The organism is Cellulosimicrobium sp. GQ32, assembly GCF_059758455.1.
Window position 1 is genome coordinate 94563 of record NZ_JCAXEP010000008.1, and the last position, 22712, is coordinate 117274.

A 22712-nucleotide genomic window follows, 5' to 3' on the forward strand; every position below is an offset into this window, starting at 1 on the left:
TGAAGAACCCCGACACCACGCACGTGAGGACCGACAGCTCGATGACTCGTATCGATTCGACGCCGACCGCCAGCACCACCGCGACGGCCACCGCGCCCGCACCCTTCAGCACCGGGGCGCTCGTGCACACCGGCCCGGGTGAGGCGCCGGAGTGGTGGCGCGACGCCGTGATCTACCAGGTCTACCCGCGCTCGTTCGCGGACGGCGACGGCGACGGCGTCGGCGACCTGCCCGGCATCACCTCGAAGCTCGACCACCTCGCCGAGCTCGGGGTCGACGCGGTCTGGCTGAGCCCGTTCTACCGCTCGCCCCAGAAGGATGCGGGCTACGACGTCGCCGACTACCGCGACGTCGACCCGCTGTTCGGCACGCTCGCGGACTTCGACGAGCTGCTCGCCCAGGCGCACGCGCGCGGGATCCGCATCATCGTGGACCTCGTCCCGAACCACACCTCGGACCAGCACGCGTGGTTCCAGGCGGCGCTGGCCGCGCCAGAGGGCTCGGTCGAGCGCGCGCGCTACGTCTTCCGCGAGGGCGCGGGCGAGCACGGCGAGCTGCCCCCGAACAACTGGCAGTCGATCTTCGGCGGCCCCGCATGGACCCGCGTCACCGCCGGCCCGGGCGCACGCCCGGTCACCGGGGCCGAGGGCGAGACGCCCGGCCAGTGGTACCTGCACCTGTTCGACTCCACGCAGCCCGACCTCGCGTGGGACAACCCCGAGGTGCGCGAGGAGTTCGAGCAGGTCCTGCGGTTCTGGCTCGACAAGGGCGTGGACGGGTTCCGCGTCGACGTGGCGCACGGCATGATCAAGGCCGAGGGCCTCCCGGACTGGGACGGCACGGTGTCGATGGTGGAGGGCACCGCCGAGGAGGAGACGGACCCCGGCGCTCCCGAGGACGGGTCGACGGGCGCCGGCAACTCCGGTCCGATGTTCGACCAGGACGGCGTGCACGAGATCTACCGCGCGTGGCACCGCGTCCTCGCCGAGTACGACGGCGACCGTGCCCTCGTCGCCGAGGCATGGGTCGAGCCGCTCTCGCGGCTCGCGCGCTACGTCCGCCCGGACGAGATGCACCAGGCGTTCAACTTCTCCTTCCTCACCACCGCGTGGTCCGCGGCGCCCCTGCGCACGGTGATCGCGGCGTCGCTGCGCGCGAACGACGAGGTCGGCGCTCCCACGACGTGGGTCCTGTCGAACCACGACGTCGTGCGGCACGCGTCGCGACTCGGCCTCGCGGACCCCGGCCTGCGTCCCAACGGGATCTTCGCGCACGACCCGCAGCCCGACGAGGAGCTCGGCCTGCGCCGAGCACGCGCCGCGTCGCTCCTCATGCTCGGCCTTCCCGGCTCGTCGTACCTCTACCAGGGCGAGGAGCTGGGCCTGCCCGAGCACACCGCCCTGCCCGACGGCGTGCGGGAGGACCCCGCGTTCTTCCGCACCCAGGGCGCCGAGGCGGGCCGCGACGGCTGCCGCATCCCGCTCCCCTGGCACGCGGACGCCGACGGGTACGGCTTCGGCCCGTCCGGGAAGACGTGGCTCCCCCAGCCCGCGTCCTACGCGCGCTACGCGGCCGACGTGCAGCGCGGCGTCGAGGGGTCGACGTACGAGACGTACCGCACCGCGCTCGCGACGCGCCGCGCCGAGCGCCTCGGCTCGGGCACGCTCGCGTGGGTCGAGGACTACGCGGACTCCGTGGACGTCGTCGCGCTGCGCAACCGCGACGTCGTGGTCCTCGCGAACCTCGGCGCCGAGCCGGTCGTCCTGCCGCACGGCGTGGAGGTCCTCGTGGCATCGGGCCCCGTCCTCACCGACCGGTCCGCGGACCCGCAGGTCCGCGTGCCGTCCGACACGACGGTGTGGCTGCGCGCGCTCTGACCGGGTGAGCCGAGCAACGGCCGGGGTCCGCGAGGGCCCCGGCCGTCCTCATGCCCGCAGGCCGGACTCGAACGCGGCGCGGACCACCTCGGTGGCGAACGCCGCGTCGTCGACGTAGGCGGACGCGGAGCACACGACCGCCCCCGGGGCGGCGACGCGCCACCACGATCCGGCGACCGGGACCACGAGCACGGCGCCGCGCAGGTCACCGATCCCGACGCCGTGCGTGCGGGCCACGTCCGCGGCGAGCGGGCCACGGTCGTCCGCCGCCTCTCGTCGGTGCAGCACCTCGGCGCGGTCCGCCTCGCGCGCCGCGCGGGCGCGGTGCGCCTCGGGGAACAGGCGCGCGACGGCGTCGCGCAGCGCGGGCACGTCGTCCAGCGCCGCGAACGCGGGCGGTGAGCCGACCGCTCCCGCGCCACGGACCGCGCGCGGACCCAGCCGAGGAACGCGTCCTCCCCCGGCGGAGGCTCCGCGATCCTTCCGGCGGCCTCGAACGCGAGGGCGGCGTGCCACCAGGCGATCCATCGCGACGCCGCGGCATCGCGCGCGTCCGCCGGGAGCAGCGCCGACCGGTCGGCCGGTGCCGGCTCGCAGTGCGGCGGGGTGTCGTCGGCCGCGGCGACGAGCCCGAGCGCGTCGCGGACCCACAGCAGAAGGTCGAGGTCCCCGCCGTCCGACACCGACAGGCGCCACGACGGCCGACCCTCGAACCGCACCGCGGACCCCTCTCGCTCGTCGCCGTGGCTGTCCGACCGCCGTCAGCCGCCGGAGACGCTCAGCTCGGCCTCGCGCAGGCGCTCCTCGTGCTCGGCGTCGAGCTCGCGCGAGTCGAGCCAGCCGTACGGCAGGTGCGGCGTCTTCGGCGAACCGGCACGGCCGCGCTGCCCCTCGGCGGCCTCGCCGGGGTACGGGGCGTCCTGGTCGAGGGCGTCGAGGTGCCCGCGCAGCTCGTCGAGCGTCGAGACCATCGCGAGGGCGCGGCGCGCGTCGCCGCCGACCGCGTACCCCTTGAGGTACCAGGCCATGTGCTTGCGCAGGTCGCGCATGCCCTTGCCCTCGTCGCCGTCGAAGTACTCGATCATGAGCTCGCCGTGGCGGTAGATCGTGTCGGCCACCTCGCGCAGACCGGGGCGCACGCGCTCGGGCCGGCCCGCGAACGCAGCGGCGAGGTCGGCGAACAGCCAGGGCCGCCCCTGGCAGCCGCGGCCCACGACGACGCCGTCGCAGCCCGTCTCGCGCACCATGCGCACGGCGTCCTCGGCCGACCAGATGTCGCCGTTGCCGAGCACCGGGACGCTCGTGACCGTCTCCTTGAGGCGCGCGATCGCGGTCCAGTCCGCGGTCCCCGAGTAGTGCTCGGCGGCGGTGCGCGCGTGCAGCGCTACCGCGGCGACGCCCAAGCCCTCCGCGATGCGGCCCGCCTCGAGGTAGGTGAGGTGGTCGTCGTCGATGCCCTTGCGCATCTTCACGGTCACCGGCACGCCGTAGGGGCGCGCCGCCTCGACGGCGCCCCGCACGATCGCGGTGAAGAGATCCCGCTTCCAGGGCAACGCCGCTCCCCCGCCCTTGCGCGTCACCTTGGGGACCGGGCAGCCGAAGTTGAGGTCGACGTGGTCGGCGCGGTCCTCGGCGACGATGATCCGCACGGCCTCGCGGACGGTGGCCGGGTCGACGCCGTACACCTGCGCGGACCGCGGCGTCTCCTCCGCGCCGAACGTGACGATGCGCAGCGCCTCGGTGTTGCGCTCGACGAGAGCGCGGCTCGTCACCATCTCGGCCACGTAGAGGCCGGGGTCGTCGCCGCCGCTCGCGCCGGCCTCGCGGCACAGCGTGCGGAAGGCACGGTTCGTGACGCCCGCCATCGGGGCGAGGACGACCGGTGTCTCGACCACGATCGGGCCGATCCGCAGCGGCGCGAGCAGCGGACCCGCGGAGGCCGTGCCGGGTTCGGTGGTCGTCGTGCTGAGGACGGGGGCAGGAGCAGTCACGCGCTCCATTGTCCCATCCGGAGCGGGCTCACCCGCGAGAGGCGTTCGACGAGCGAGCAGCGTCCGGTCGTGGCAATGTTGAGGAGGTCCGGCAATCCAGGCCGGACATGGACGAAAGGGACGACATGCCTCTCTGGCTCATCCTGGTCATCGTCGGCGCCGTGCTGCTCATCCTCGGCGTCGCCATCGAGGCCGCGAAGATCCTCATCTGGATCGGCATCATCGTGCTGGTCGTGAGCCTCGTGATCGGCCTGCTCAACCGGGCGAAGGGGGCGGCCCGCTAGCGCGAGGCCGCAGGGGGCGACGCGTCCCGACACGACGCGACGGAGGGGCGGGACCGCGAACGGTCCCGCCCCTCCTGCGTGCCCGGCGCGTGCCGGGCGGGCGGTCAGGCGCCGAGCAGGTGCCCGGCCAGGTACTCGGTGACCTTGTCGAGCGCGACGCGCTCCTGGGCCATCGAGTCGCGGTGCCGGATCGTCACGGCCTGGTCGTCGAGCGTGTCGAAGTCGACCGTGATGCAGAACGGCGTGCCGATCTCGTCCTGGCGGCGGTACCGGCGGCCGATGGCCCCGGCGTCGTCGAAGTCGACGTTCCAGTACTTGCGCAGCTCCGTCGCGAGGTCCTTCGCCTTGGGCGAGAGCTGCTCGTTGCGGCTCAGCGGCAGCACGGCGGCCTTGACCGGCGCGAGGCGGTGGTCGAGGCGCAGGACCGTGCGCGTGTCCACGCCGCCCTTCGCGTTCGGCGCCTCGTCCTCGGTGTACGCCTCGACGAGGAACGCCATGAGCGAGCGGGTGAGGCCCGCGGCGGGCTCGATGACGTAGGGCACCCAACGCTCGTTCTTGGTCTGGTCGAAGTACGACAGGTCCTTGCCCGAGTGCTCGGCGTGCGTCTTCAGGTCGAAGTCGGTGCGGTTCGCGATGCCCTCGAGCTCGCCCCACTCCGAGCCGGAGAAGCCGAAGCGGTACTCGATGTCGACCGTGCGGGTCGAGTAGTGCGAGAGCTTCTCCTGCGGGTGCTCGTACAGGCGGAGGTTGTCGCGCGCGATGCCGAGGTCGACGTACCAGTCGGTGCGCGTGTCGATCCAGTACTGGTGCCACTCGGCGTCCGTGCCGGGCTCGACGAAGAACTCCATCTCCATCTGCTCGAACTCTCGCGTGCGGAAGATGAAGTTGCCCGGGGTGATCTCGTTGCGGAACGACTTGCCGATCTGGCCGATGCCGAACGGAGGCTTCTTGCGGCTCGCGCCCATGACGTTGGCGAAGTTCACGAAGATGCCCTGCGCCGTCTCGGGACGCAGGTAGTGCAGGCCGGACTCGTCCTCGACCGGGCCGAGGTAGGTCTTGAGCATCATGTTGAAGTCGCGGGGCTCGGTCCACTGCCCGCGCGTGCCGCAGTTGGGGCACACGATCTCGGCGAGGCCGCCCTCGGGCGCACGGCCCTTCTTCTCCTCGAACTCCTCGATCATCTGGTCCTCGCGGAACCGCTTGTGGCAGTGCAGGCACTCCGTGAGCGGGTCGGTGAAGACGCCGACGTGACCCGAGGCGACCCAGACCTGGCGCGGAAGGATCACGGAGGAGTCGAGGCCCACGACGTCGTCGCGGCTGGTGACCATCGCGCGCCACCACTGCTTCTTGATGTTCTCCTTGAGCTCGGTGCCGAGCGGCCCGTAGTCCCAGGCGGAGCGGGTGCCGCCGTAGATCTCGCCCGAGGGGAAGACGAACCCGCGCCGCTTGGCGAGGGAGACGACGGCGTCGAGACGGGCGGTGGGCGAGGGCGCTGCGGCCACGGACATCACTCCTGGTGCTCACGGCCCCGCACGTGGCTCGTGGGGGCTGGACGGGTGGGCGACGCCCGCACGGGCGCCGACCGACCAGCGTACCCGGCCGTGACCCGGCTCACCGGGAACGGTTTTGACATTCATTCTCAAGAAGGCGGAGACTGGAGCCATGCACCGCTCCCCCGCCCGGCGCCGTCGCGCCCTCGCCACCACCGCCGCCCTCGCCACGGCCGCGCTCGTCGCGGCGTGCTCCCCCGGGGACGGCAGCTCGGGAGGAGGCGGCGACGGGCGGCTCCAGGTGCTCGCGTCCTTCTACCCGCTCCAGTACGTCGTCGAGCAGGTCGGCGGCGAGCACGTCGACGTCTCCAACCTCACCCCGCCCGCGGCCGAGCCGCACGACCTCGAGCTCGCTCCCGCCCAGGTGCGCGCGATCGGCGACGCCGACCTCGTCGTCTACCTCTCGGGCTTCCAGCCCGCGGTCGACGAGGGCATCGAGCAGCGGGCCCCGGAGCACGTCGTCGACGCCGCCGAGCCCGCCGGGCTCGAGGAGCACCCGGGCGGCGAGGGCGAGCACGCCGACGAGAGCGCGGAGGAGCACGCCGAGCACGCGGACGAGTCCGGGGACGGCCACGACCACGGCGCGACCGACCCGCACTTCTGGCTCGACCCGACGCGCCTCGCCGCCGTCGGCGACGCCGTCGCCGACGAGCTCTCCGCGATCGACCCCGACCACGCGGACGACTACGCCGCGGGAGCCGCGGCCCTCACCGCGGACCTCGACGACCTCGACACCGAGTTCGCCGAGGCGCTCGCGCCCTGCTCGGGGGCAACGCTGGTGACCTCGCACGAGGCGTTCGGGTACCTGGCGGAGCGCTACGACCTGCACCAGGTGGGCATCTCGGGCATCGACCCCGAGGCTGAGCCGTCGCCTGCGCGCCTGCGCGAGGTCGGCGAGATCGTCCGCGAGAACGGCGTGACCACGATCTTCTTCGAGACGCTCGTGAGCCCCAAGGTGACCCAGACGCTCGCGGACGACCTCGGCGTGCAGACCGCCCTCCTCGACCCGATCGAGAGCCTCGCGGAGGGTGCGACGGACTACCGTGAGGTCATGGAGTCCAACCTCGAGGCGCTCACCTCCGGCCTCGTCTGCTCATGACGGACACAGCGGAGCTCGTCGCCGCGCGCGACGTCCACGTGACCCTCGGCGGGAGCGAGATCCTGCGCGGCATCGACCTGACGGTCCGCGCCGGCGAGGTCGTCGCGGTCCTCGGCGCCAACGGGTCGGGCAAGTCGACGCTCGTGCGGGCGCTCGTCGGGATCGTGCCGCTGTCCCGCGGCTCCGTCGACCTGTTCGGCGCACCGCTCGGTCCCCGCCTGCCCTGGCAGCGGCTCGGGTACGTGCCGCAGCGCGTCGCCGCGCCGTCGGGCATGCCCTCCACGGCGTCCGAGGTCGTCGCCTCCGGCCTCCTCGGCGGCGGCCGCCTCCGGCTCCCCCGCGGCTGGCGGGCGCGCACGGTCGAGGCGCTCGACCTCGTGGGCCTCGCCGACCGCGCGGACGACTCCACCGCCGAGCTGTCGGGCGGCCAGCAGCAGCGCGTGCTCATCGCGCGCGCCCTGGTCCGCCGCCCCGACCTGCTCGTCCTCGACGAGCCCGTCGCGGGGGTCGACAAGCCCAGCCAGGAGGCGTTCGCCGCCACCATGACGCGGCTCGTGGGCGACGGGCTCACCGTGCTCGTCGTGCTCCACGAGCTCGGCGCGCTCGCCCCCCTCATCGAGCGTGCGGTCGTGCTGCGTCACGGCCGTGTCGTGCACGACGGCGCCCCGCCCCGCGCGTCGTCGACCCACGCCGGCGCCACGCACCAGCACCTGCACCCGCACGAGCCCGCGGACACCGGCAACCGCGCCACCGGCCCGGAGACGGGCCTCACCGACACGCTGAACCCCGACCTCGCCGCGGGCCACGCACCCAGGACGGCCTCATGACCACCTTGTTCTCCGAGATCTCCTTGATGCTCACCGACCCGCTCATGCAGCGCGCCCTCCTCGCCGCGCTCCTCGTCGGCGTCAGCGCGCCCGTCGTGGGCACCTACCTCGTGCAGCGCAAGCTCTCGCTCCTCGGCGACGGCATCGGGCACGTCGCTCTCACCGGCGTCGCGCTCGGCTGGCTCGTCGGTGCCGCGATGGGCCTCGTCCCGAACGACGCGCTCGCGATCCCGGGGGCCGTCGTCGCGGCCGTGCTCGGCGCGGTCGCGATCGAGGTCGTGCGCGAGCGCGGCCGGACGAGCGGCGACCTCGCGCTCGCGCTCCTCTTCTACGGCGGCATCGCCGGCGGCGTGCTGCTCATCGGCCTCGCGGGCGGCTCGTCCGGGAGCCTCATGCAGTACCTGTTCGGCTCGATCTCGACCGTCACGTCGTCGGACCTCGTCCTCACCGTCGTGCTCAGCGCCGTGATCCTGCTGGTCGGGGTCGGGCTGCGCGCGGCCCTGTTCTCCGTGAGCCACGACGAGGAGTTCGCGCGTGCGTCGGGCCTGCCGGTGCGGACGCTCAACATCGCGGTCGCGGTCGTCGCCGCGCTCACGGTGACGGTGTCGATGCGGGTCGTCGGGCTGCTGCTCGTGAGCGCGCTGATGATCGTGCCCGTCGCGGTCGCGCAGCTCGTCACGCGCTCGTTCCGCCGGACGATGCTCGTCGCGTCGGTCGTCGGCGTGGTCGTGTGCGTCGTCGGGCTGTCCTTCACGTACTGGAACAACGTCTCCCCTGGCGCCACCATCGTGGTCCTCGCGATCGCCACCTACCTCGTCGTCGCGGTCCTGCGGCCGCTGTGGGTCCGCCGGCGCCCGCGCGTGGCACGGGACCCGCACCCGGACATCCCCGACGACGTCGAGCTCGACCTCGTACCCTCGGGGGCGTCGGACCGCACACCCGGAGGTGACACGTGCAGCGCATGACCCGGCAACGCGCGGCCGTCTCGGACGCGCTGGAGGACCTCGACGACTTCCGCAGCGCCCAGCAGCTCCACGAGATCCTGCGCACGCGCGGGGACAACGTCGGTCTCGCGACGGTCTACCGCACGCTCCAGAGCCTCGCGGACGGCGGCGACGTCGACGTGCTGCGCACCGAGGAGGGGGAGAACCTCTACCGCCGGTGCGAGCGCCGCGAGCACCACCACCACCTCGTGTGCCGCTCGTGCGGCCGCACGGTCGAGATCGACGGCCCGACCGTCGAGGCGTGGGCCAACCAGGTGGGCACGTCGCACGGGTTCGTCGACATCCAGCACACGATCGAGCTGTTCGGCACGTGCGCGGGGTGCGCACGCGCGTCCGTGCGGGACTGAGCCGTGCCCGACGCGCTGGACGGCGCCCCGTTCGCCGCGCTGTTCGCGTTCTTCTTCGCGATCGCTTTCGTCCGGACGCAGGCGACGTACTGGATCGCGCGGCTCGTCACGACGTGGACGCTCGACCGCACGCGGCCCGTGAAGCCGTGGGTCGCGCGCGTCCACGCCTGGCTGTCCGGACGCTCGGCGGCGCGCGGGATCGAGACCGTCCGCCGCTGGGGCGTCCTCGCCGTCCCCGCGTCCTTCCTCGCGACCGGGACCAAGACGGTCGTCAACGCGGCCGCGGGCGTCGTCCGGATGCCGTTCGGCCGCTACCTCGCCGCGATGACGCTCGGGTGCGCGATCCACGCGACCATCTACGCGACCGTCGGCTGGGCCGTGTGGACCGCCGCCTTCGCCGCGGCGACCGGGTCGCCGTGGGGCGTCGCGGCGCTGGTCCTGCTGGTCCTCGCCCTGGTGGTCGGAGTGGTCGTCACGGTTCGACGCCGCACCGTCCGGAGCCCCGCCACCGCGGAGGGCTCTGCGGTCGCCCTGGACGGGAACGGCATCGCCCTCGAGGCCGACGGCCGCGTCCAGGACGCGCGGGACGCGCCGCGCCTCGACCGATGAGATGACGCGCGCCCGACCGTCCGAACCTGCATGACCACGTTCCTCCTGCTGCCCGGCGCCGGCGGCGACCCCGCGTACTGGGACCTGCTCGCACCGGAGCTCACCCGGCTCGGTCACCTCCCCGTCCCCGTCGACCTGCCCCAGCACGAGGAGGGCTACGGCTGGGCCGACCTCACCGACGTCGCCGTCGCGTCCCTGCACCACGCGGCGGGCCCGGCCGAGCGGGACGACCTCGTCGTCGTGGCCCAGTCCATGGGCGCGTACGTGGGGCCGCTCGTGTGCGAGCGCGAGGCCGTCCGCCTGCTCGTGCTGCTCAACCCGATGATCCCGCTGCCGGGCGAGACCGGGGCCGACTGGTGGCGCGCCACCGACCACGCCGCGCGTCGCGCGGAGACCGGGCTCGGGCCGTTCGACCCCGTGGACGACTTCCTCCACGACGTGCCCGACGCCGTCGCGGCCGTCGTCCAGCAGAGCGACCGTGAGCCCTCCGAGCGCTCGTTCGCCGAGCCGTGGCCGGCCACCGCCTGGCCGACCGTGCCGACGGTCGTGCTCCAGGGCGACGACGACCGGCTCTTCCCGGTGACCTTCCAGCGCGCCGTCGCTCGGGAACGCCTCGGCACCGAGGTCGAGACACTGCCCGGCGGCCACCTCGTGGCGCTCAGCCGACCGGTCGAGCTCGCCGCCCGGCTCGACGCCCTCGCCCGCTGACGGCCGGGCCGGTCAGCAGCGCTGACGGAGGACGGCGCAGCGACACCGCCGGACCGCGGCTCAGCCGTGCGTCGTCGCGGAGCCGTCGGCCGCGCCGACGCAGAACTGGTTGCCCTGCGGGTCCGCGAGCACGGCCCAGCGGTAACCCGGCATCGTGTGCTCGGCGACGAACGTCGCGCCGTCGGCCACGAGCGCAGCGACGTCGGCGTCTCGGTCGGACGTCCCGAGGTCGAGGTGCAGCCGGTTCTTCCCGGGCGTCGGGTCCTCGACGCGCTGGAAGCCCAGGACCGGGGCCGCCACCCCCTCGGCAGGCACGACCTCGAGGAACCATCCGTCCGACTCGTCGACGACCCTCCCGCCGAGCCGGCGCGCCCACCACTGCGCGAGCGGTCGCGGGTCGGTGGAGTCGACGGTCACCATGCCGATGCTCAGAGCCATGGCGCGCACGCTACCGGCCGCCGCCCACGCCGTCCCCGGCACGGCCCGGCCGCGACCTCAGGCGGTACCGCCCACCGCGTCGACCGCGCCGCCGTAGCGGCGGTCGCGGCGGGCGTACTCCTCGACCGCGCGCCACAACGACCGTCGGTCGACGTCCGGCCACGGCTCCGGGAGGAACACCAGCTCCGCGTACGCGGCCTGCCAGATCATGAAGTTGGACGTGCGCTGCTCGCCCGAGCTGCGCAGGAACAGGTCCACGTCCGGGAGGTCTGGCTCGTCGAGGTGCTGCTGGACGGTGCGCTCGGTGACCTTGCCCGGGTCGAGCCGCCCTGCGGCGACCTCGCGCGCGATGGCGGCCGCGGCGTCGGCGATCTCCGCGCGGCCCCCGTAGTTGACGCACATCGTCAGGGTGCACACGTCGTTGTGCTTCGTCTGCTCCTCCGCGATCTCGAGCTCCTTGATCACGGACGTCCACAGCCGCGGCCGGCGCCCGGCCCACCGCACGCGCACGCCCCACGAGTCCATCTCGTCACGACGGCGCCGGATGACGTCGCGGTTGAAGCCCATGAGGAAGCGGACCTCCTCGGGCGAGCGCTTCCAGTTCTCGGTCGAGAACGCGTACGCCGACACGTGCTTGACGCCGATCTCGATCGCGCCCGCGACGACGTCGAGCAGCGCGGCCTCGCCCGCCTCGTGGCCCGCGGTACGGGGCAGCCCGCGCGCGTTGGCCCAACGACCGTTGCCGTCCATGACGACGGCGACGTGGTTCGGCACGAACTGCGCAGGGATCGCCGGTGCCCGCTCTCCGCTCGGGTGCGGGAACGGCGGCGCGTACGACCGCTTCGCCATCAGGCGTCCGCCCCGCGGCCCTGACGGTCCGAGGCGACGCCGACCGGTCCGGCGGGCGAGGCGGCAGGCAGGGCGACGGACGCGTCCCGCTCGACCATGCGCAGTGATCGCAACGTTCTCTCCAGGTGGTATTGGCTGTACGCGGCGACGAGGCCGCTCGCTTCCTTGCGGTGCCGTGCGTCCGACGCGTCGGCGGTCTCCCACTCCCCCGCGAGCAGCGCGGCGAGGAGGGCGAAGGTCTGCGGGGCGGGCGCCGTCGAACCGGGCGGGCGGCAGCGTGAGCACACCGCGCCTCCCTGCGCGACGGCGAACGCATGGTGCGGGCCCGGCTCGCCGCAGCGTGCGCAGTCGACGAACGACGGCGCCCAGCCCGCGACCGCCAGCGCCCGCAGGAGGTAGGAGTCCAGGACGAGGCCAGGCGCGTGCGCCTGCTCGGACAGCGCCCGGAGCGCGCCCGCGAGCAGCCAGTACTGCTGCACCGCGGGCTCACGCTCGTCCGCGACGAGCCGCTCCGCGGTCTCCAGCATCGCCGCGCCCGCCGTGTACAGGCCGTAGTCCTCGCAGATCCGCCGCGCGTACGGGCCGATCGTCTCCGCCTGCGTCACCGTGTCCAGCGAACGGCCCGCGTAGAGCTGGACGTCGACGACCATGAACGGCTCCAGGCGTGCCCCGAACCGCGACGACGTGCGCCGCACGCCCTTGCCCACCGCGCGCACCTTGCCGTGCTCGCGCGTGAGGAGGGTGACGATACGGTCCGCCTCGCCCAGCTTCTGGGCGCGCAGCACGATCGCGTCGTCTCGGTACAGCACCACGCCCCTATTGTCCGTCACGCCGCCGACACGGCGCGCACCACCCGCCGACGACGCTCAGGCGGGCGCGAGGCACCCGAGGACGGCCCGCACGCGGTCCAGCGTCGTCGCCACGCCCTCGCCCGCCTCCACCTGGCGGGCCGCGGCGAGGACGACTGCGTTGACGAGCTCCGCGGAGCGCGCGGCGTCCGGGACGTCGCGCTGTTCCAGGGCCTCCACGAGCGGCACGAGGATCGTCGCGTGCATCGCCGCGCTCTGCTGCGCGAGCGCCTCGCGGCCCGCCTCGGCGCGCAGCGCGGCGACGACCGCGTGCTCGCCCTCGGCGACGAGGAGCAGGTTCTCGCGCGCGTAGGCGACGATCGCGTCCTCCGGGGAGGCCGCGGTGGCGACCGCGGCCGTGATGCGCGCCGACCAACGCGGCACGACGTCCGCGACGACGGCGTCCAGGAGCGCCTCCCGCGAACCGAAGTACTGGTAGACGCTCGACCGGGCGAGCCCGGCGCGCGCCGCGACCGCCGCGAGCGTGAGCCCGCTCCCGTCCTCGCGGATGAGCTCGCGCGCGGCGTCGAGCAGCGCACGCAGCTGCGCGGCGCGGTGCTCCGCGACCGTCGGTGCGGCGATCTTCGGCACGGTGCCTCCTCCTCTCCGGGCACGACGGCCCGGCCGGACCATCATGCCCGAGGACCGGGCGCGGGGGCGGCGCCGTCCTTGCCGGCGCCGCCGCCCTCGAGCACCCGGCAGGTCACCCGGCGACGGTGGGGACCCCGAGGCGCCCGTCGACCATCTCGACCACGCGGTGGCAGTGCTCGAGCACGTCGTGGTCGTGCGTCACCATGAGCGCGGCGGCGCCGAACGCCTCCGCCTCGCGGGCCAGGAGGCTCACGACCTCGTGGCTGCGCGCCCGGTCGAGCGCCGCCGTCGGCTCGTCGACGAGGAGCAGCGCGGGGCTCGCGACGAGCGCGCGGGCGATGCCCACGCGCTGCCGCTCGCCACCGGAGAGCTGGTCCGGACGCCGGTCCGCGCGGTGGCTCATCGACACGGACTCCAGCAGCTCCCGGGGGTTGCGGGCGCGGGGGTCGCGCTCGTCGATCCCGGCGATCCGCAGCGCGAGCCGGAGCTGGTCGACGCTCGTGAGCGCCGGGAGGAGGTTGCCGGACTGGAAGACGAAGCCGATGCGCTCGCGCCGCAGCCGGGCCCGCTCGCGGTCGCCCGCCGCCCCGAGGCCGACCCCTTCGAGGCGGACGGTCCCGGACTCGGGCGCCGTGAGCGCGCCGGCGACGGCGAGCAGGCTCGACTTGCCGGAGCCCGAGGGACCGACGACGCCGACGAGCTCGCCCGCGGCGACGCTCAGGCTCACCTCGTCGAGCGCGACGACCGTGGTGTCGCCGTCGCCGTGGCGGACGGTGACCCGGTCGATCTCGAGCACGGGCGTGGCGGGGGTGGTGGTGCTCATCGCTGCCCTCCCAGGGCGGTCAGGGGGTCGACGGAGGTGATGCGGGCGACGGCGACGGCCGCTCCGGCCATGCCGAGGGCGAAGAGCAGGACGCCGGCCAGCACGAGGTCGGGCGCCTGGAGCGCGAACGGCATGGGGGACGCGCCGAGACCCGCGCCCGCCGCGACGCCGAGGACGAAGCCCACGCCGATCGAGGCGAGCAGGAGCACAGCAGCCTGGCCGAGGGAGTCGGCGAGCAGGAAGCGGCGCCGCGCCCCCATGGCGCGCATGACGGCGATCTCGTGCCGACGCTGGATGACCCACACGGTGAAGAACGCCCCGACGACGAGCGCCGAGATGGCGTAGAGGAACACCTGGATGAGCAGGAGCGTCGCGGTCTCGGCCGTGTACCCCGGCGAGGCGCCGAACGACTCGGTGAGCGTGCGCGTCACCGTGCCCGCCGCCACGTCGGCGGCCTCCCGGTCGAACGACCCGGGGTCGGTCCGCAGCGCGACCGCGGTCGCGACGTCCGGGACGTCCGCCCCCGGCTGCTCGGCACCGGCGAGCAGCTCCTGCCACGTGCCGAGCGGGAGGTACGCGATGTCGACGTGGCCGAACGTGTGCTGGTCCTCGAGGACGCCCACGACGGTGAGCGTGCGTTCCGGGCGTGCGAGGGCCACGGTGTCCCCGACGGCGAGGCCGTCCTCGGCGGCGGTCGCCGAGACGACGATGCCGTCCGCCGCCCCGACGGCGTCACCCTCCGCGATCGCGGTCGGGGCCACGAACGAGCCGGGCTCGACGCCCACGAGGGTGAGGTCGACGGGCGAGCCGTCCTCCTGGTGCGCGTTGGCCAGGAGCAGGCCGTACGGGGCGGCCTCGAGCACGCCCCGCTGCTCGGCCATGGTGCCGACCTGGGCCGTCTCGATGACGGAGCGCGTGAACGCGGCGTCGGTCCCGGTGCCCTCGGCGAAGGCGAAGTCGGTGACGGGGGTGCGCTTGAGGCCGGAGACGCCGTCGTTGACGAGCCCGGCCGACAGGCCGGAGAGCAGGACGACGAGGACCGCGACCAGCGCGACCACACCGCCCATGAGCAGGAAGCGGGTGCGCGCGAAGACGAGCTCGCGCAACGCGAGGAACATGAGGGACCTTCCGATTTTGTCGACAGTGCGTCGGCATCTTACCAACGCCGCGTCGACAAAAGACCGACGGCCCGGACGACGAGGTCGTCCGGGCCGTCGGAAGATCGGCGAGGCGGTGGTCAGCCCTGGGCACGCTCCGCGCGGTTCACGGCGGACACGATGGCCTTGAGCGACGCCGTGGTGATCGACGGGTCGATGCCGACGCCCCACAGGACGTCGTCGCCCACCTGGCACTCGACGTACGCCGCGGCGGTCGCGTCGCCGCCCTCGGACAGGGCGTGCTCGGCGTAGTCGAGCACGCGGACGTCCACGCCCACCCCGGCGATCGCGTCGACGAAGGCGGCGACGGGGCCGTTGCCGGTGCCCTCGAGCGTGAGCTGCTCGCCGCGGTCGACGACGTCGACGCTCAGCGTGTCCGGCCCGTCCTCGCTCGACGAGGCGCGCGTGGAACGGAGCTTGAGGCGGCCCCACGGCTCCAGGCCGGAGTCGGGCTCGACGGGCAGGTACTCGTCGGAGAAGATCCGCCAGATGTCGTCGCCCGTGACCTCGGTGCCCTGCTGGTCGGTGTGGTGCTGCACCGCCTGGCTGAACTCGATCTGGAGCCGCCGCGGCAGGTCGAGGTGGCGCTCCGACTTCAGCAGGTAGGAGATGCCGCCCTTGCCGGACTGCGAGTTGACGCGGATGACGGCCTCGTAGGACCGGCCGACGTCCTTGGGGTCGATCGGCAGGTACGGGACGGCCCACACGAGGTCGTCGACCGTCTTGCCCTCGGCCTCCGCGTGGGCGGCCATCGCGTCGAAGCCCTTCTTGATGGCGTCCTGGTGCGAGCCGGAGAAGGCCGTGAAGACGAGGTCACCGGCGTAGGGGTGGCGCTCGGGCACGCCGAGCTGGTTGCAGTACTCGACCGTGCGGCGCACGTGGTCGATGTCGGAGAAGTCGATCTGCGGGTCGACGCCCTGGCTGAACAGGTTCATGCCCAGCGTCACGAGGCACACGTTGCCGGTGCGCTCGCCGTTGCCGAACAGGCAGCCCTCGATGCGGTCGGCGCCGGCCTGGTACCCCAGCTCGGCGGCGGCGACCGCGGTGCCGCGGTCGTTGTGCGGGTGCAGCGACAGGACGACGTTCTCGCGGTGGTTCAGGTGCCGGTTCATCCACTCGATCGAGTCGGCGTAGACGTTCGGCGTCGCCATCTCGACCGTGGCGGGCAGGTTGATGATGACCTTGCGGTCCGGGCGGGGCTCGAAGACCTCGAGCACCTCGTTGCAGATGCGCGCGGCGAACTCGAGCTCGGTGCCGGTGTACGACTCGGGCGAGTACTCGTAGTAGACCGTCGTCTCCGGGACGGTCTCCTCGAACTTCTTGCACAGCCGCGCGCCGTCGACGGCGATCGCGATGATGCCCTCGGGGTCGGAGCGGAACACGACCTCGCGCTGGAGCACCGACGTCGAGTTGTACAGGTGGACGATCACCTGCTTGGCGCCCTTGATGGCCTCGTAGGTACGGGCGATGAGGTGCTCGCGCGACTGCGTCAGGACCTGGATGACGACGTCGTCGGGGATGCGGTCCTCCTCGATGAGCATCCGGACGAAGTCGAAGTCGGTCTGCGAGGCCGACGGGAAGCCGACCTCGATCTCCTTGTAGCCCATCTCGACGAGCAGCTCGAACATGCGCAGCTTGCGCTCCGCGTTCATGGGCTCGATGAGGGCCTGGTTGCCGTCGCGCAGGTCGACCGCGCACCAGCGGGGGGCCGTCTCGATGCGCTTGTCGGGCCACGTACGGTCGGGCACCGACACGTCGATCTGCCGGTGGAACGGCAGGTACTTGTGGATCGGCATGCCCGACGGCTGCTGCGGGTTCGCGTCCGTGGCGGTCGGCGTCGAGGAGGGGGCTGAGGCGTTCATCGTGGGTCCTTCGGGTCGTCTGATGGGTGTCAGCCGGCACACCGACCACCGCGACGAGGGACCGGCTAGAGAGCCTCGCCGCGGCAACGAAGGAGGAGCTGCCGCATCAGGTGCACGACGCCACTGTACTCCCCCACGGCCCGTGGCCCGAGGACGTCCGCTCCTCGGGCACGTCGTCCGTGGGAGGCTCTTCCTCGCCCGCGCAGCGGCACGACGACGCCCGGCCGCCTCCGCGGGGAGGTCGACCGGGCGTCGTGGGGTGGTCAGCGGCGCGAGCGCAGCGCGGCGTCGACGGCGGGGTCGCCGAGGTTGCCGAGCCACTCCAGCAGCGCCGGGTAGGTGGACGGGTTCGCCGCCACCTGCGGGCGCAGGTGCGGCGCGTCCTGGACGATCTGCGCGAGGACCTCGAGCGGCGTGCTCGGGTCGAGCGCCTGGGCGGCCGTGAAGCCCGGCGCCTGGGCGGGCGGCGAGTACGGCTGCTGCGGCCGCGCAGCGGGCTGCTGCCCGTAGCCGCCGTAGCCCTGCTGCGGCTGCTGCTGCTGGTAGCCCTGCTGGCCGTAGCCCTGGTAGCCCTGCGCGGGCGACGCGGCGCCGGGCTGCGCGGACGGCTGCGGTCCGGTGCCCGGCTGCCCCTCCTGGTACGCCGGCATGACGGCGGTCGAGGGGCCCTGGTCCGGGTCCAGCCCCGGGCGCGCCGCGTACCCGCTGCGCTCGGGCTCGACCTGCTGTACCGGCAGCACCTCGGTCGCGTCGCCGCCCGCAGGCGCCCAACGGCCCTGGTCCGGCTGCCGCGCCGCGACCGGACCGGTCTGCGCGGCACCCGGGTACGCCGCACCACCCTGCGCGGTCCCCTCGAAGGACCCGGCGTAGGAGCCGGCCGGCGGCTGCGCCGCCACGGGTCCGGACGGCGCGGCGGGCGCCCGGCGGACCGGCTTGGGCGCGGGCGGCTGCCAGACGTACGCCTGCGCCGCCTCCCCGGCGGCAGCGGCGGGCACCGGACGGTGCTCGGCGAAGTACGCGCGCACCTCGCGCGGGACGGTCAGGGCGCCGACGACGAGCAGCGGGAGCCCGAAGGCGAGGAGCACGTGCTCGACGCCGCCGCCGAACACGACCCGGTTGGACGTCACGACGAGCAGGACGATGCCCAGCAGGGCGACGACCCCGGCCCCGCCGAGCGCGAGCGGGCGACCCGACGTCGCGTCGCGGGCGAGCGAGCGGCGAGCGACGAACGCGACGGCCGCCGCGAGCACGCCCACCACGACGGCGAGCACGACCGGCACGCCGCGAGCGCCCTCGGCCAGCGTGAGGACGGCGCTCACGGCGACGTACCCGGCGACGACGAGCGCGAGGTCGAGGGCGTTCACGGCGACGCGCACCCACGTCTTCACGGGGTCGACGGCGGCCATCGCCCGGTGCACGGCGGGCGCGGCGGCGATCGCGGCGAGCGCCGGGACGAGCACGAGCCCGAACCGGCCGCGGTGCGTGCTCTCGATGGTGACGAGCCCGTTGTTGCCCGAGCCGAGCACGAACGCCACCGCGAGGATGACGCCCAGGCCGACGAGCGTGAGGCGCGCCGCCTCCGACCGGCGCCACGTGCCGTACGTCGGCAGCCCGGCGAGCGCGAGGACGAACAGCGCGGAGACGAGCACGAGCAGGACGAAGCGCGCACCACCGAGGTGGGGCCCCGTGACGGTGAGGATGACCGTGAGCAGGACGGTCACCGCCAGGACGGCGGCCCCGACGAGGAGCGCCTGGAGCCAGCGGCTCGTGACCGCACGGTCCTGGTCCTGCGGTCCGAGCTCGCTCTCGCGAGGCTGCGCTGCGAGCAACGCGCCCGCGAGCCCGAGCGCGGCCGCGGAGCCGACGCCGCCCCAGCCGTCGCCGAAGTCCCCGCCCCCGACGACGTCGACGACGAGGTACACGCCGACGAGGAGGACGTACGGCGCGTTGGCGAGCAGGCGGACCTTCCGCGTCGTGTGCACGGTCCAGGTCGCGGGGAGCACCCCGGTGCGAGCCAGGTACGGCAACGCGAGGGTCAGCAGGGAGAGGATCGTCAGCAGGACGACCTCGATCTTGTCCGACGCACGGCTCGCGGCGTCCCACGGCAACGCGAGCGACACGAGGAGCAGGAGCGCGGCGACGCCGTCTCGGACGTAGTCGCTCACGGGGATCCCGGCGAAGGGCGAGGCAGCTCCCGACAGGGCGACCGGCTCGGCGGGCGTCTCGACCCTCTCCTCGCCGCCAGGTCCGCCGTCTCCGGTGCCCGGCTCCGCGGGCGTCCCGACCGGCGCGCGCTCGGTCGAGGAGTCCCCGTCACCCACCGCGACGCCGTCGGGCGCCGTGGTCGGCCCGGTGCCCGCAGCACGGGGCTGCGGGTCCTCGGCCGGCTCTGTCTGGTTGGTCATCGTGCACTCCCTACGCTGTCGCGCCGTGCCGTACGCACGCACGCCGGCCCGACGGGCCCCGACCGTTTCTACCGGTTCATCACGTGCGTCTTCAAGCGCCCACGCGGCGCGGGCCCCGATCCGACGGCACGACTCAGGACACGGCCGTCAGCCGGTCGGCGCCGAGCAGGAAGAGCCGGCCCTCGACCGCGACCACGTGGTAGGTGTCCTCGGGCAGCGTCCAACGCCACTCGACGGCCCCGTCGTCGAGCGCGAGCGAGACGAGCCCCTGGCTCTCCCGGCCGCGCTCGGTCACGAAGAGAGATCGCCCGTCCGTGAGCACCGGCCAGGGCCCGCTGTCGTCGAGGTCCACGGCCCAGGCCTCCTCCCCGGTGCGCGCGTCGACGCTGCGGTACGACGAGTCCGTCTGCACGACGACCCGCCCGTCGACGCGTGCCACCGCCCGCAGACCGGTCCCCGGGAGGGACCAGAGCTCCGAGCCGGTCGCCGCGTCGACCCCCACGATGCTCCCGAACGTGTTCGTGACGATCACCCCGGGAGCGGAGCCGTCGGATAGCGGTGCCTCCAGGACGCGACCCTTGATCCGGAAGGCCGGCTCGCCCGCGGCCGTGAACACGGTCGCCGTGCCGCGCCCGTACTCGTTCCCCACGTAGCGCCCGTCCTGGAGCCGCACGATGGTCCACACGTCGTCCTCGACGAGCGAGCGGCCGTCCTCGGTGAGCGCCGCGGCGACGCCCGGCGCCAGGACGTCGACCACCCCGCGGCGGACGTCGAGCACGACGTCGCCCCCGCGCCCGAGCCCGTCGTGCCGGAACGACCGGTCCCAGCGGACCTCTCCGGTGGCCGCGTCCTCGCGCACGACGGCGACCTCCCCACCCCGCCACCAGGCGCGCACGACGTCGGTGGCACCGATCGGCACGACGGACAGGCGACCCGCTGTCTCCACCGTCCGGTCCCCGACGACCTCGCCCGTCGCGGACCGGACGGTGACGAGCCGGGCGACCCGCTCGCGCCACCCCGACGGCACGGCGCACACGACCACCTCGCGCGCGGGCTCGCCCTGCGCCGGCAGGCACGTGGCCCTATCGCCGAGACGTTCGGACCGCCAGAGCACCGAGCCGTCCTCGACCGCGTACGCCGTGAGCCCGCCGTCGACCGTGACGACGGCGCCCGCCGCCGGGACGATCTCGGAGCCCGGCGCGACCGGGACGGTCCAGCGCGGCGCGGGCGGCTCCTCCAGCGGGCGCAGCCCGCCCGCGAGCGCGGTGACGTCGACGGGACGCGCGTCCTCCATCGAGGCGGTGAAGGCGACCGAGCCCGCGAACGCGGCCGCGACCGCGACCACGACCCACGGCACGGGGTGGGCGTACCAGGCACGCCGCGGCGCGTCCGCGTCGCCGTCCTCCTGGGACGACCCGCGCTCGCGGCCGACCGGCGCGGTCGGTCTCGCAGCCGCCGAGGGTCGGAGCGCGTTCCCGGAGCCCTGAGGGTGCGGGGTGCGCCGTCGGTCGCTCCGGGCGCCCGGGGTGGTCGCCGCGGGGGCGCCGCGGTGACGCGCAGCCTCGGGCTCGCCGTCGAACACGGCGTCGAAGCGGTCGTCGGTGCGTAGCTCGGGCGGGAGGAGCTCGAAGCTGACGTAGCTCGCCGGGGCGCTGGCACCGTCCGTCGTCGGCTCGTGGGTGACGTGCCCGGCACGAGCCGCCCGGTCCTGCGCGAGCCGACGGCGCCTCACCTGTCCACGATACGCACGCGGCGGCCCCCGCGCCCGGGCGGGTGGTCAGATGCCGAGCTGGTACACGCCCCAGTACGCGAGGATGACGAGGAGGATCGCCGCACCCGCGACGACGCACCACAGCATGACGCGCGTCGTCACGCCTCGCGCGACCCGCAGCACTCCGGTACGGCCCTCCTCGAGCACGTCCGTGCCGCCCGCGGCGAGCTCCGCCGCGGCTCGTCGCGCCGCCCGGACCTCCGCGGAGCGGTTGATCAGGAGGGCCGCGGCGACGAGCGTCGCGAGGCCGACGAGCCGCACCCCGACCCAGCCGCCCTGCACGACCCAGGCGTCCTTCTCGTAGTCCAGCGCGAGCCGGGCGACGGCGACGAGGTAGACCACCAGGGCCACCGTCGTCCCGACGGCCCCCGCCCCGAGCCCGGCGAGCGGCAGCCGGAAGCCCGGCGCGAGACCGGCGGGCGCGCTCGGGCGCCCGCCCACGCGACGCAAGCGCCGGACGAGCCCGCCCAGGAGCCCGACGACCGGCCCGAGCACGAGCAGGCCCACGGCACCGAGCACGAGCCCGACGAGGAGGTCGCCGTTGCCCAGCCACCGCGGCGTCGGGACCGGCCCGGCGAGGTACTGCTGGTTCGGCTCCGCGCCCGCGACCTGCGGCAGCGCGGTCGCGCTGGCCGGTAGGGACGTGATCCAGGCTCCCAGGTCGCGCGGGAAGTCGGGGACGAGCACGTCGTCGATCTTGATCCCGTGGTTCGCGTCCTCGTAGAACCGCACGGTGACGTCGGCGCCGCCGGACCCGGACGACGGTCCGGTCGCGTCGAGGATCTGCTGCGCGCCCTGCTCGACGGGCATCGACGGGTCCGCGGTGCCGTAGACGACGAGGACCGGCTGGGTGAGCCGCTCGAGGAACGGCTCGACGTCGAAGTCGGCGTACTCGAACCCGCCTCCCGGGATCGCCATGCCGACCGCGCGCGGGATCGCCCGGAACACCCCGTGCGGGACGTCGGTGTTGCGCAGGTAGCTGTCGACCGCGAACGCGGCCTGCTGGCGCGGCGGCACGACCGGGGCGGACACGAGCACGGAGAACGCGATCGTCGGGTCCTCGACCGCCATGACGGGCACGATCCACGTGCCCTCAGACTCCCCGTAGAGGCCGACCTGGTCCGGGTCGACCCCGGGTCGCGCCCGGAGCAGGTCCACGGAGTGCTCGTAGTCGCGCGCCATGGCCTCGTAGTCGCGGTGGCGCGTCGTGTACGTGTCGAGGCGCTTGTCCGGCACGAGCGTGACGACGCCGGCGCTCGCGAGGTCGGCCGCGACGTCCACGAAGGCCTCGGTCGCCAGGCCCGTGCCCGCGCCGTGCACGAACACCACGCCCGGGAGGTCGTCGCCCGCGTCGACCGGCTCGCGCAGGATGCCGCCGACCGTCGCGCCGTCGAGCCGGATCGTCACGTCCGTCTCCCGCACGTCGAACGTGCCGACCGGAGCGGCGCCGCCGGAGGGCTGGCCGCCGATCGTGGTGTCGGGCGTCGCGGGCTCCAGGTGCTCGGTCACGGGCACGGGGTCCCACTGCGGTCCCGTGACCGCGCCGACGATCGCGAGGACGATCGCGAGTGCGGCGGTGGTCGCGGCGGTCCGGAAGATCACCGGGGAATCGTACGTCGCGCCCCGGGCGCGGGTCCCTGGTGCCGCCCCGACGCGCGGACGGGGGCCCTCC

Annotated in this window: 21 protein-coding genes; 8 read left to right on the forward strand and 13 right to left on the reverse strand. The window is 74.3% G+C overall.

Annotated elements, in window-relative coordinates; genetic code table 11:
- Positions 1–41: 41 nt before the first annotated feature.
- Positions 42–1877, forward strand: a complete 1836-nt coding sequence (locus AC6CH9_RS14160) for a glycoside hydrolase family 13 protein (RefSeq protein ID WP_498155453.1) — start codon at positions 42–44, stop codon at positions 1875–1877.
- 48 nt (positions 1878–1925) lie between these two features.
- Here the strand turns inward: AC6CH9_RS14160 and AC6CH9_RS14165 are convergent, their stop codons facing one another.
- Both AC6CH9_RS14165 and dusB read right to left on the reverse strand, forming a co-directional pair.
- On the reverse strand, positions 1926–2249 hold the full coding sequence (locus AC6CH9_RS14165) for a hypothetical protein (RefSeq protein WP_498155454.1): 324 nt from the start codon (positions 2247–2249) through the stop codon (positions 1926–1928).
- 389 nt (positions 2250–2638) lie between these two features.
- The gene (gene dusB, locus AC6CH9_RS14170; protein ID WP_498155455.1) at positions 2639–3877 is read right to left on the reverse strand and encodes a tRNA dihydrouridine synthase DusB; all 1239 of its coding nucleotides are present in this window, start codon (positions 3875–3877) and stop codon (positions 2639–2641) included.
- A gap of 116 nt (positions 3878–3993) precedes the next feature.
- On the opposite strand from dusB, the gene AC6CH9_RS14175 reads away from it, so the two are divergent.
- Positions 3994–4152 (forward strand): hypothetical protein, encoded by a 159-nt coding sequence (locus AC6CH9_RS14175; RefSeq protein WP_021483859.1) that lies wholly within the window; start codon positions 3994–3996, stop codon positions 4150–4152.
- Positions 4153–4256: 104 nt separating this feature from the next.
- Here the strand turns inward: AC6CH9_RS14175 and AC6CH9_RS14180 are convergent, their stop codons facing one another.
- Positions 4257–5654 (reverse strand): glycine--tRNA ligase, encoded by a 1398-nt coding sequence (locus AC6CH9_RS14180; RefSeq protein WP_237843107.1) that lies wholly within the window; start codon positions 5652–5654, stop codon positions 4257–4259.
- A 160-nt stretch (positions 5655–5814) separates the two neighbouring features.
- Here AC6CH9_RS14180 and AC6CH9_RS14185 point away from each other — a divergent pair, with 160 nt between their 5' ends.
- From AC6CH9_RS14185 to AC6CH9_RS14210, 6 genes are read left to right on the forward strand one after another with little or no spacing between them, the layout of a single operon-like run.
- Complete coding sequence (locus AC6CH9_RS14185) at positions 5815–6801, forward strand: metal ABC transporter substrate-binding protein (protein WP_498155456.1); 987 nt, start codon at positions 5815–5817, stop codon at positions 6799–6801.
- Positions 6798–7628 carry a metal ABC transporter ATP-binding protein gene (locus tag AC6CH9_RS14190; RefSeq protein WP_498155457.1) on the forward strand — a complete coding sequence of 277 codons (831 nt, stop codon included), beginning with the start codon at positions 6798–6800 and terminating at the stop codon, positions 7626–7628. Before AC6CH9_RS14185 ends, AC6CH9_RS14190 begins: the two co-directional genes overlap by 4 nt.
- Positions 7625–8593 carry a metal ABC transporter permease gene (locus AC6CH9_RS14195; RefSeq protein WP_498155458.1) on the forward strand — a complete coding sequence of 323 codons (969 nt, stop codon included), beginning with the start codon at positions 7625–7627 and terminating at the stop codon, positions 8591–8593. The genes AC6CH9_RS14190 and AC6CH9_RS14195 overlap by 4 nt, the downstream gene beginning before the upstream one ends.
- Positions 8590–8979, forward strand: coding sequence for a Fur family transcriptional regulator (locus AC6CH9_RS14200; protein WP_237843111.1), 390 nt, complete (start codon positions 8590–8592; stop codon positions 8977–8979). The genes AC6CH9_RS14195 and AC6CH9_RS14200 overlap by 4 nt, the downstream gene beginning before the upstream one ends.
- 3 nt (positions 8980–8982) lie before the next feature.
- Positions 8983–9588, forward strand: a complete 606-nt coding sequence (locus AC6CH9_RS14205; RefSeq protein ID WP_498155459.1) for a DedA family protein — start codon at positions 8983–8985, stop codon at positions 9586–9588.
- A gap of 30 nt (positions 9589–9618) precedes the next feature.
- Positions 9619–10296, forward strand: a complete 678-nt coding sequence (locus AC6CH9_RS14210; RefSeq protein WP_498155460.1) for an alpha/beta fold hydrolase — start codon at positions 9619–9621, stop codon at positions 10294–10296.
- Positions 10297–10356: 60 nt separating this feature from the next.
- On the opposite strand, the gene AC6CH9_RS14215 is transcribed toward AC6CH9_RS14210, so the two are convergent.
- The 10 genes from AC6CH9_RS14215 to AC6CH9_RS14260 all read right to left on the reverse strand — a co-directional run bounded on the left by AC6CH9_RS14215 (position 10357) and on the right by AC6CH9_RS14260 (position 22642).
- Positions 10357–10734: a VOC family protein gene (locus AC6CH9_RS14215; RefSeq protein WP_498155461.1), complete on the reverse strand. Its 378-nt coding sequence runs from the start codon at positions 10732–10734 to the stop codon at positions 10357–10359.
- A gap of 57 nt (positions 10735–10791) precedes the next feature.
- Positions 10792–11583, reverse strand: coding sequence for an isoprenyl transferase (locus AC6CH9_RS14220; protein ID WP_498155462.1), 792 nt, complete (start codon positions 11581–11583; stop codon positions 10792–10794).
- On the reverse strand, positions 11583–12395 hold the full coding sequence (gene recO / locus AC6CH9_RS14225; protein ID WP_498155463.1) for a DNA repair protein RecO: 813 nt from the start codon (positions 12393–12395) through the stop codon (positions 11583–11585). Before recO ends, AC6CH9_RS14220 begins: the two co-directional genes overlap by 1 nt.
- A 54-nt stretch (positions 12396–12449) precedes the next feature.
- The gene (locus AC6CH9_RS14230) at positions 12450–13022 is read right to left on the reverse strand and encodes a TetR/AcrR family transcriptional regulator (protein ID WP_498155464.1); all 573 of its coding nucleotides are present in this window, start codon (positions 13020–13022) and stop codon (positions 12450–12452) included.
- A gap of 112 nt (positions 13023–13134) precedes the next feature.
- Entirely contained in the window at positions 13135–13845 is a 711-nt protein-coding gene (locus AC6CH9_RS14235; RefSeq protein WP_498155465.1) for an ABC transporter ATP-binding protein, read from the reverse strand.
- Positions 13842–14963, reverse strand: coding sequence for an ABC transporter permease (locus AC6CH9_RS14240; protein ID WP_498155466.1), 1122 nt, complete (start codon positions 14961–14963; stop codon positions 13842–13844). Before AC6CH9_RS14240 ends, AC6CH9_RS14235 begins: the two co-directional genes overlap by 4 nt.
- Positions 14964–15082: 119 nt before the next feature.
- The gene (leuA, locus tag AC6CH9_RS14245) at positions 15083–16864 is read right to left on the reverse strand and encodes a 2-isopropylmalate synthase (RefSeq protein ID WP_498155467.1); all 1782 of its coding nucleotides are present in this window, start codon (positions 16862–16864) and stop codon (positions 15083–15085) included.
- Between the two features lie 263 nt (positions 16865–17127).
- Positions 17128–19269 (reverse strand): DUF7937 domain-containing protein, encoded by a 2142-nt coding sequence (locus AC6CH9_RS14250; protein ID WP_498155468.1) that lies wholly within the window; start codon positions 19267–19269, stop codon positions 17128–17130.
- 133 nt (positions 19270–19402) lie between these two features.
- Positions 19403–21001 (reverse strand): outer membrane protein assembly factor BamB family protein, encoded by a 1599-nt coding sequence (locus AC6CH9_RS14255; protein ID WP_498155469.1) that lies wholly within the window; start codon positions 20999–21001, stop codon positions 19403–19405.
- Between the two features lie 45 nt (positions 21002–21046).
- A complete protein-coding gene (locus AC6CH9_RS14260) occupies positions 21047–22642 on the reverse strand; it encodes an alpha/beta hydrolase family protein (RefSeq protein WP_498155470.1) in 1596 nt (531 codons plus the stop codon).
- Positions 22643–22712 lie beyond the last annotated feature (70 nt).

Bases quoted from the DNA above. Each gene is read 5' to 3' on its own strand.
- AC6CH9_RS14250 (WP_498155468.1), bottom strand. From the start codon at position 19,269: ATGACCAACCAGACAGAGCCGGCCGAGGACCCGCAGCCCCGTGCTGCG.
- AC6CH9_RS14160 (WP_498155453.1), top strand. From the start codon at position 42: ATGACTCGTATCGATTCGACGCCGACCGCCAGCACCACCGCGACGGCC.
- AC6CH9_RS14235 (WP_498155465.1), bottom strand. From the start codon at position 13,845: ATGAGCACCACCACCCCCGCCACGCCCGTGCTCGAGATCGACCGGGTC.
- AC6CH9_RS14215 (WP_498155461.1), bottom strand. From the start codon at position 10,734: ATGGCTCTGAGCATCGGCATGGTGACCGTCGACTCCACCGACCCGCGA.
- AC6CH9_RS14220 (WP_498155462.1), bottom strand. From the start codon at position 11,583: ATGGCGAAGCGGTCGTACGCGCCGCCGTTCCCGCACCCGAGCGGAGAG.
- AC6CH9_RS14175 (WP_021483859.1), top strand. From the start codon at position 3,994: ATGCCTCTCTGGCTCATCCTGGTCATCGTCGGCGCCGTGCTGCTCATC.
- AC6CH9_RS14200 (WP_237843111.1), top strand. From the start codon at position 8,590: ATGACCCGGCAACGCGCGGCCGTCTCGGACGCGCTGGAGGACCTCGAC.
- AC6CH9_RS14240 (WP_498155466.1), bottom strand. From the start codon at position 14,963: ATGTTCCTCGCGTTGCGCGAGCTCGTCTTCGCGCGCACCCGCTTCCTG.
- AC6CH9_RS14210 (WP_498155460.1), top strand. From the start codon at position 9,619: ATGACCACGTTCCTCCTGCTGCCCGGCGCCGGCGGCGACCCCGCGTAC.
- leuA (WP_498155467.1), bottom strand. From the start codon at position 16,864: ATGAACGCCTCAGCCCCCTCCTCGACGCCGACCGCCACGGACGCGAAC.
- dusB (WP_498155455.1), bottom strand. From the start codon at position 3,877: ATGGAGCGCGTGACTGCTCCTGCCCCCGTCCTCAGCACGACGACCACC.
- AC6CH9_RS14195 (WP_498155458.1), top strand. From the start codon at position 7,625: ATGACCACCTTGTTCTCCGAGATCTCCTTGATGCTCACCGACCCGCTC.
- AC6CH9_RS14190 (WP_498155457.1), top strand. From the start codon at position 6,798: ATGACGGACACAGCGGAGCTCGTCGCCGCGCGCGACGTCCACGTGACC.
- AC6CH9_RS14185 (WP_498155456.1), top strand. From the start codon at position 5,815: ATGCACCGCTCCCCCGCCCGGCGCCGTCGCGCCCTCGCCACCACCGCC.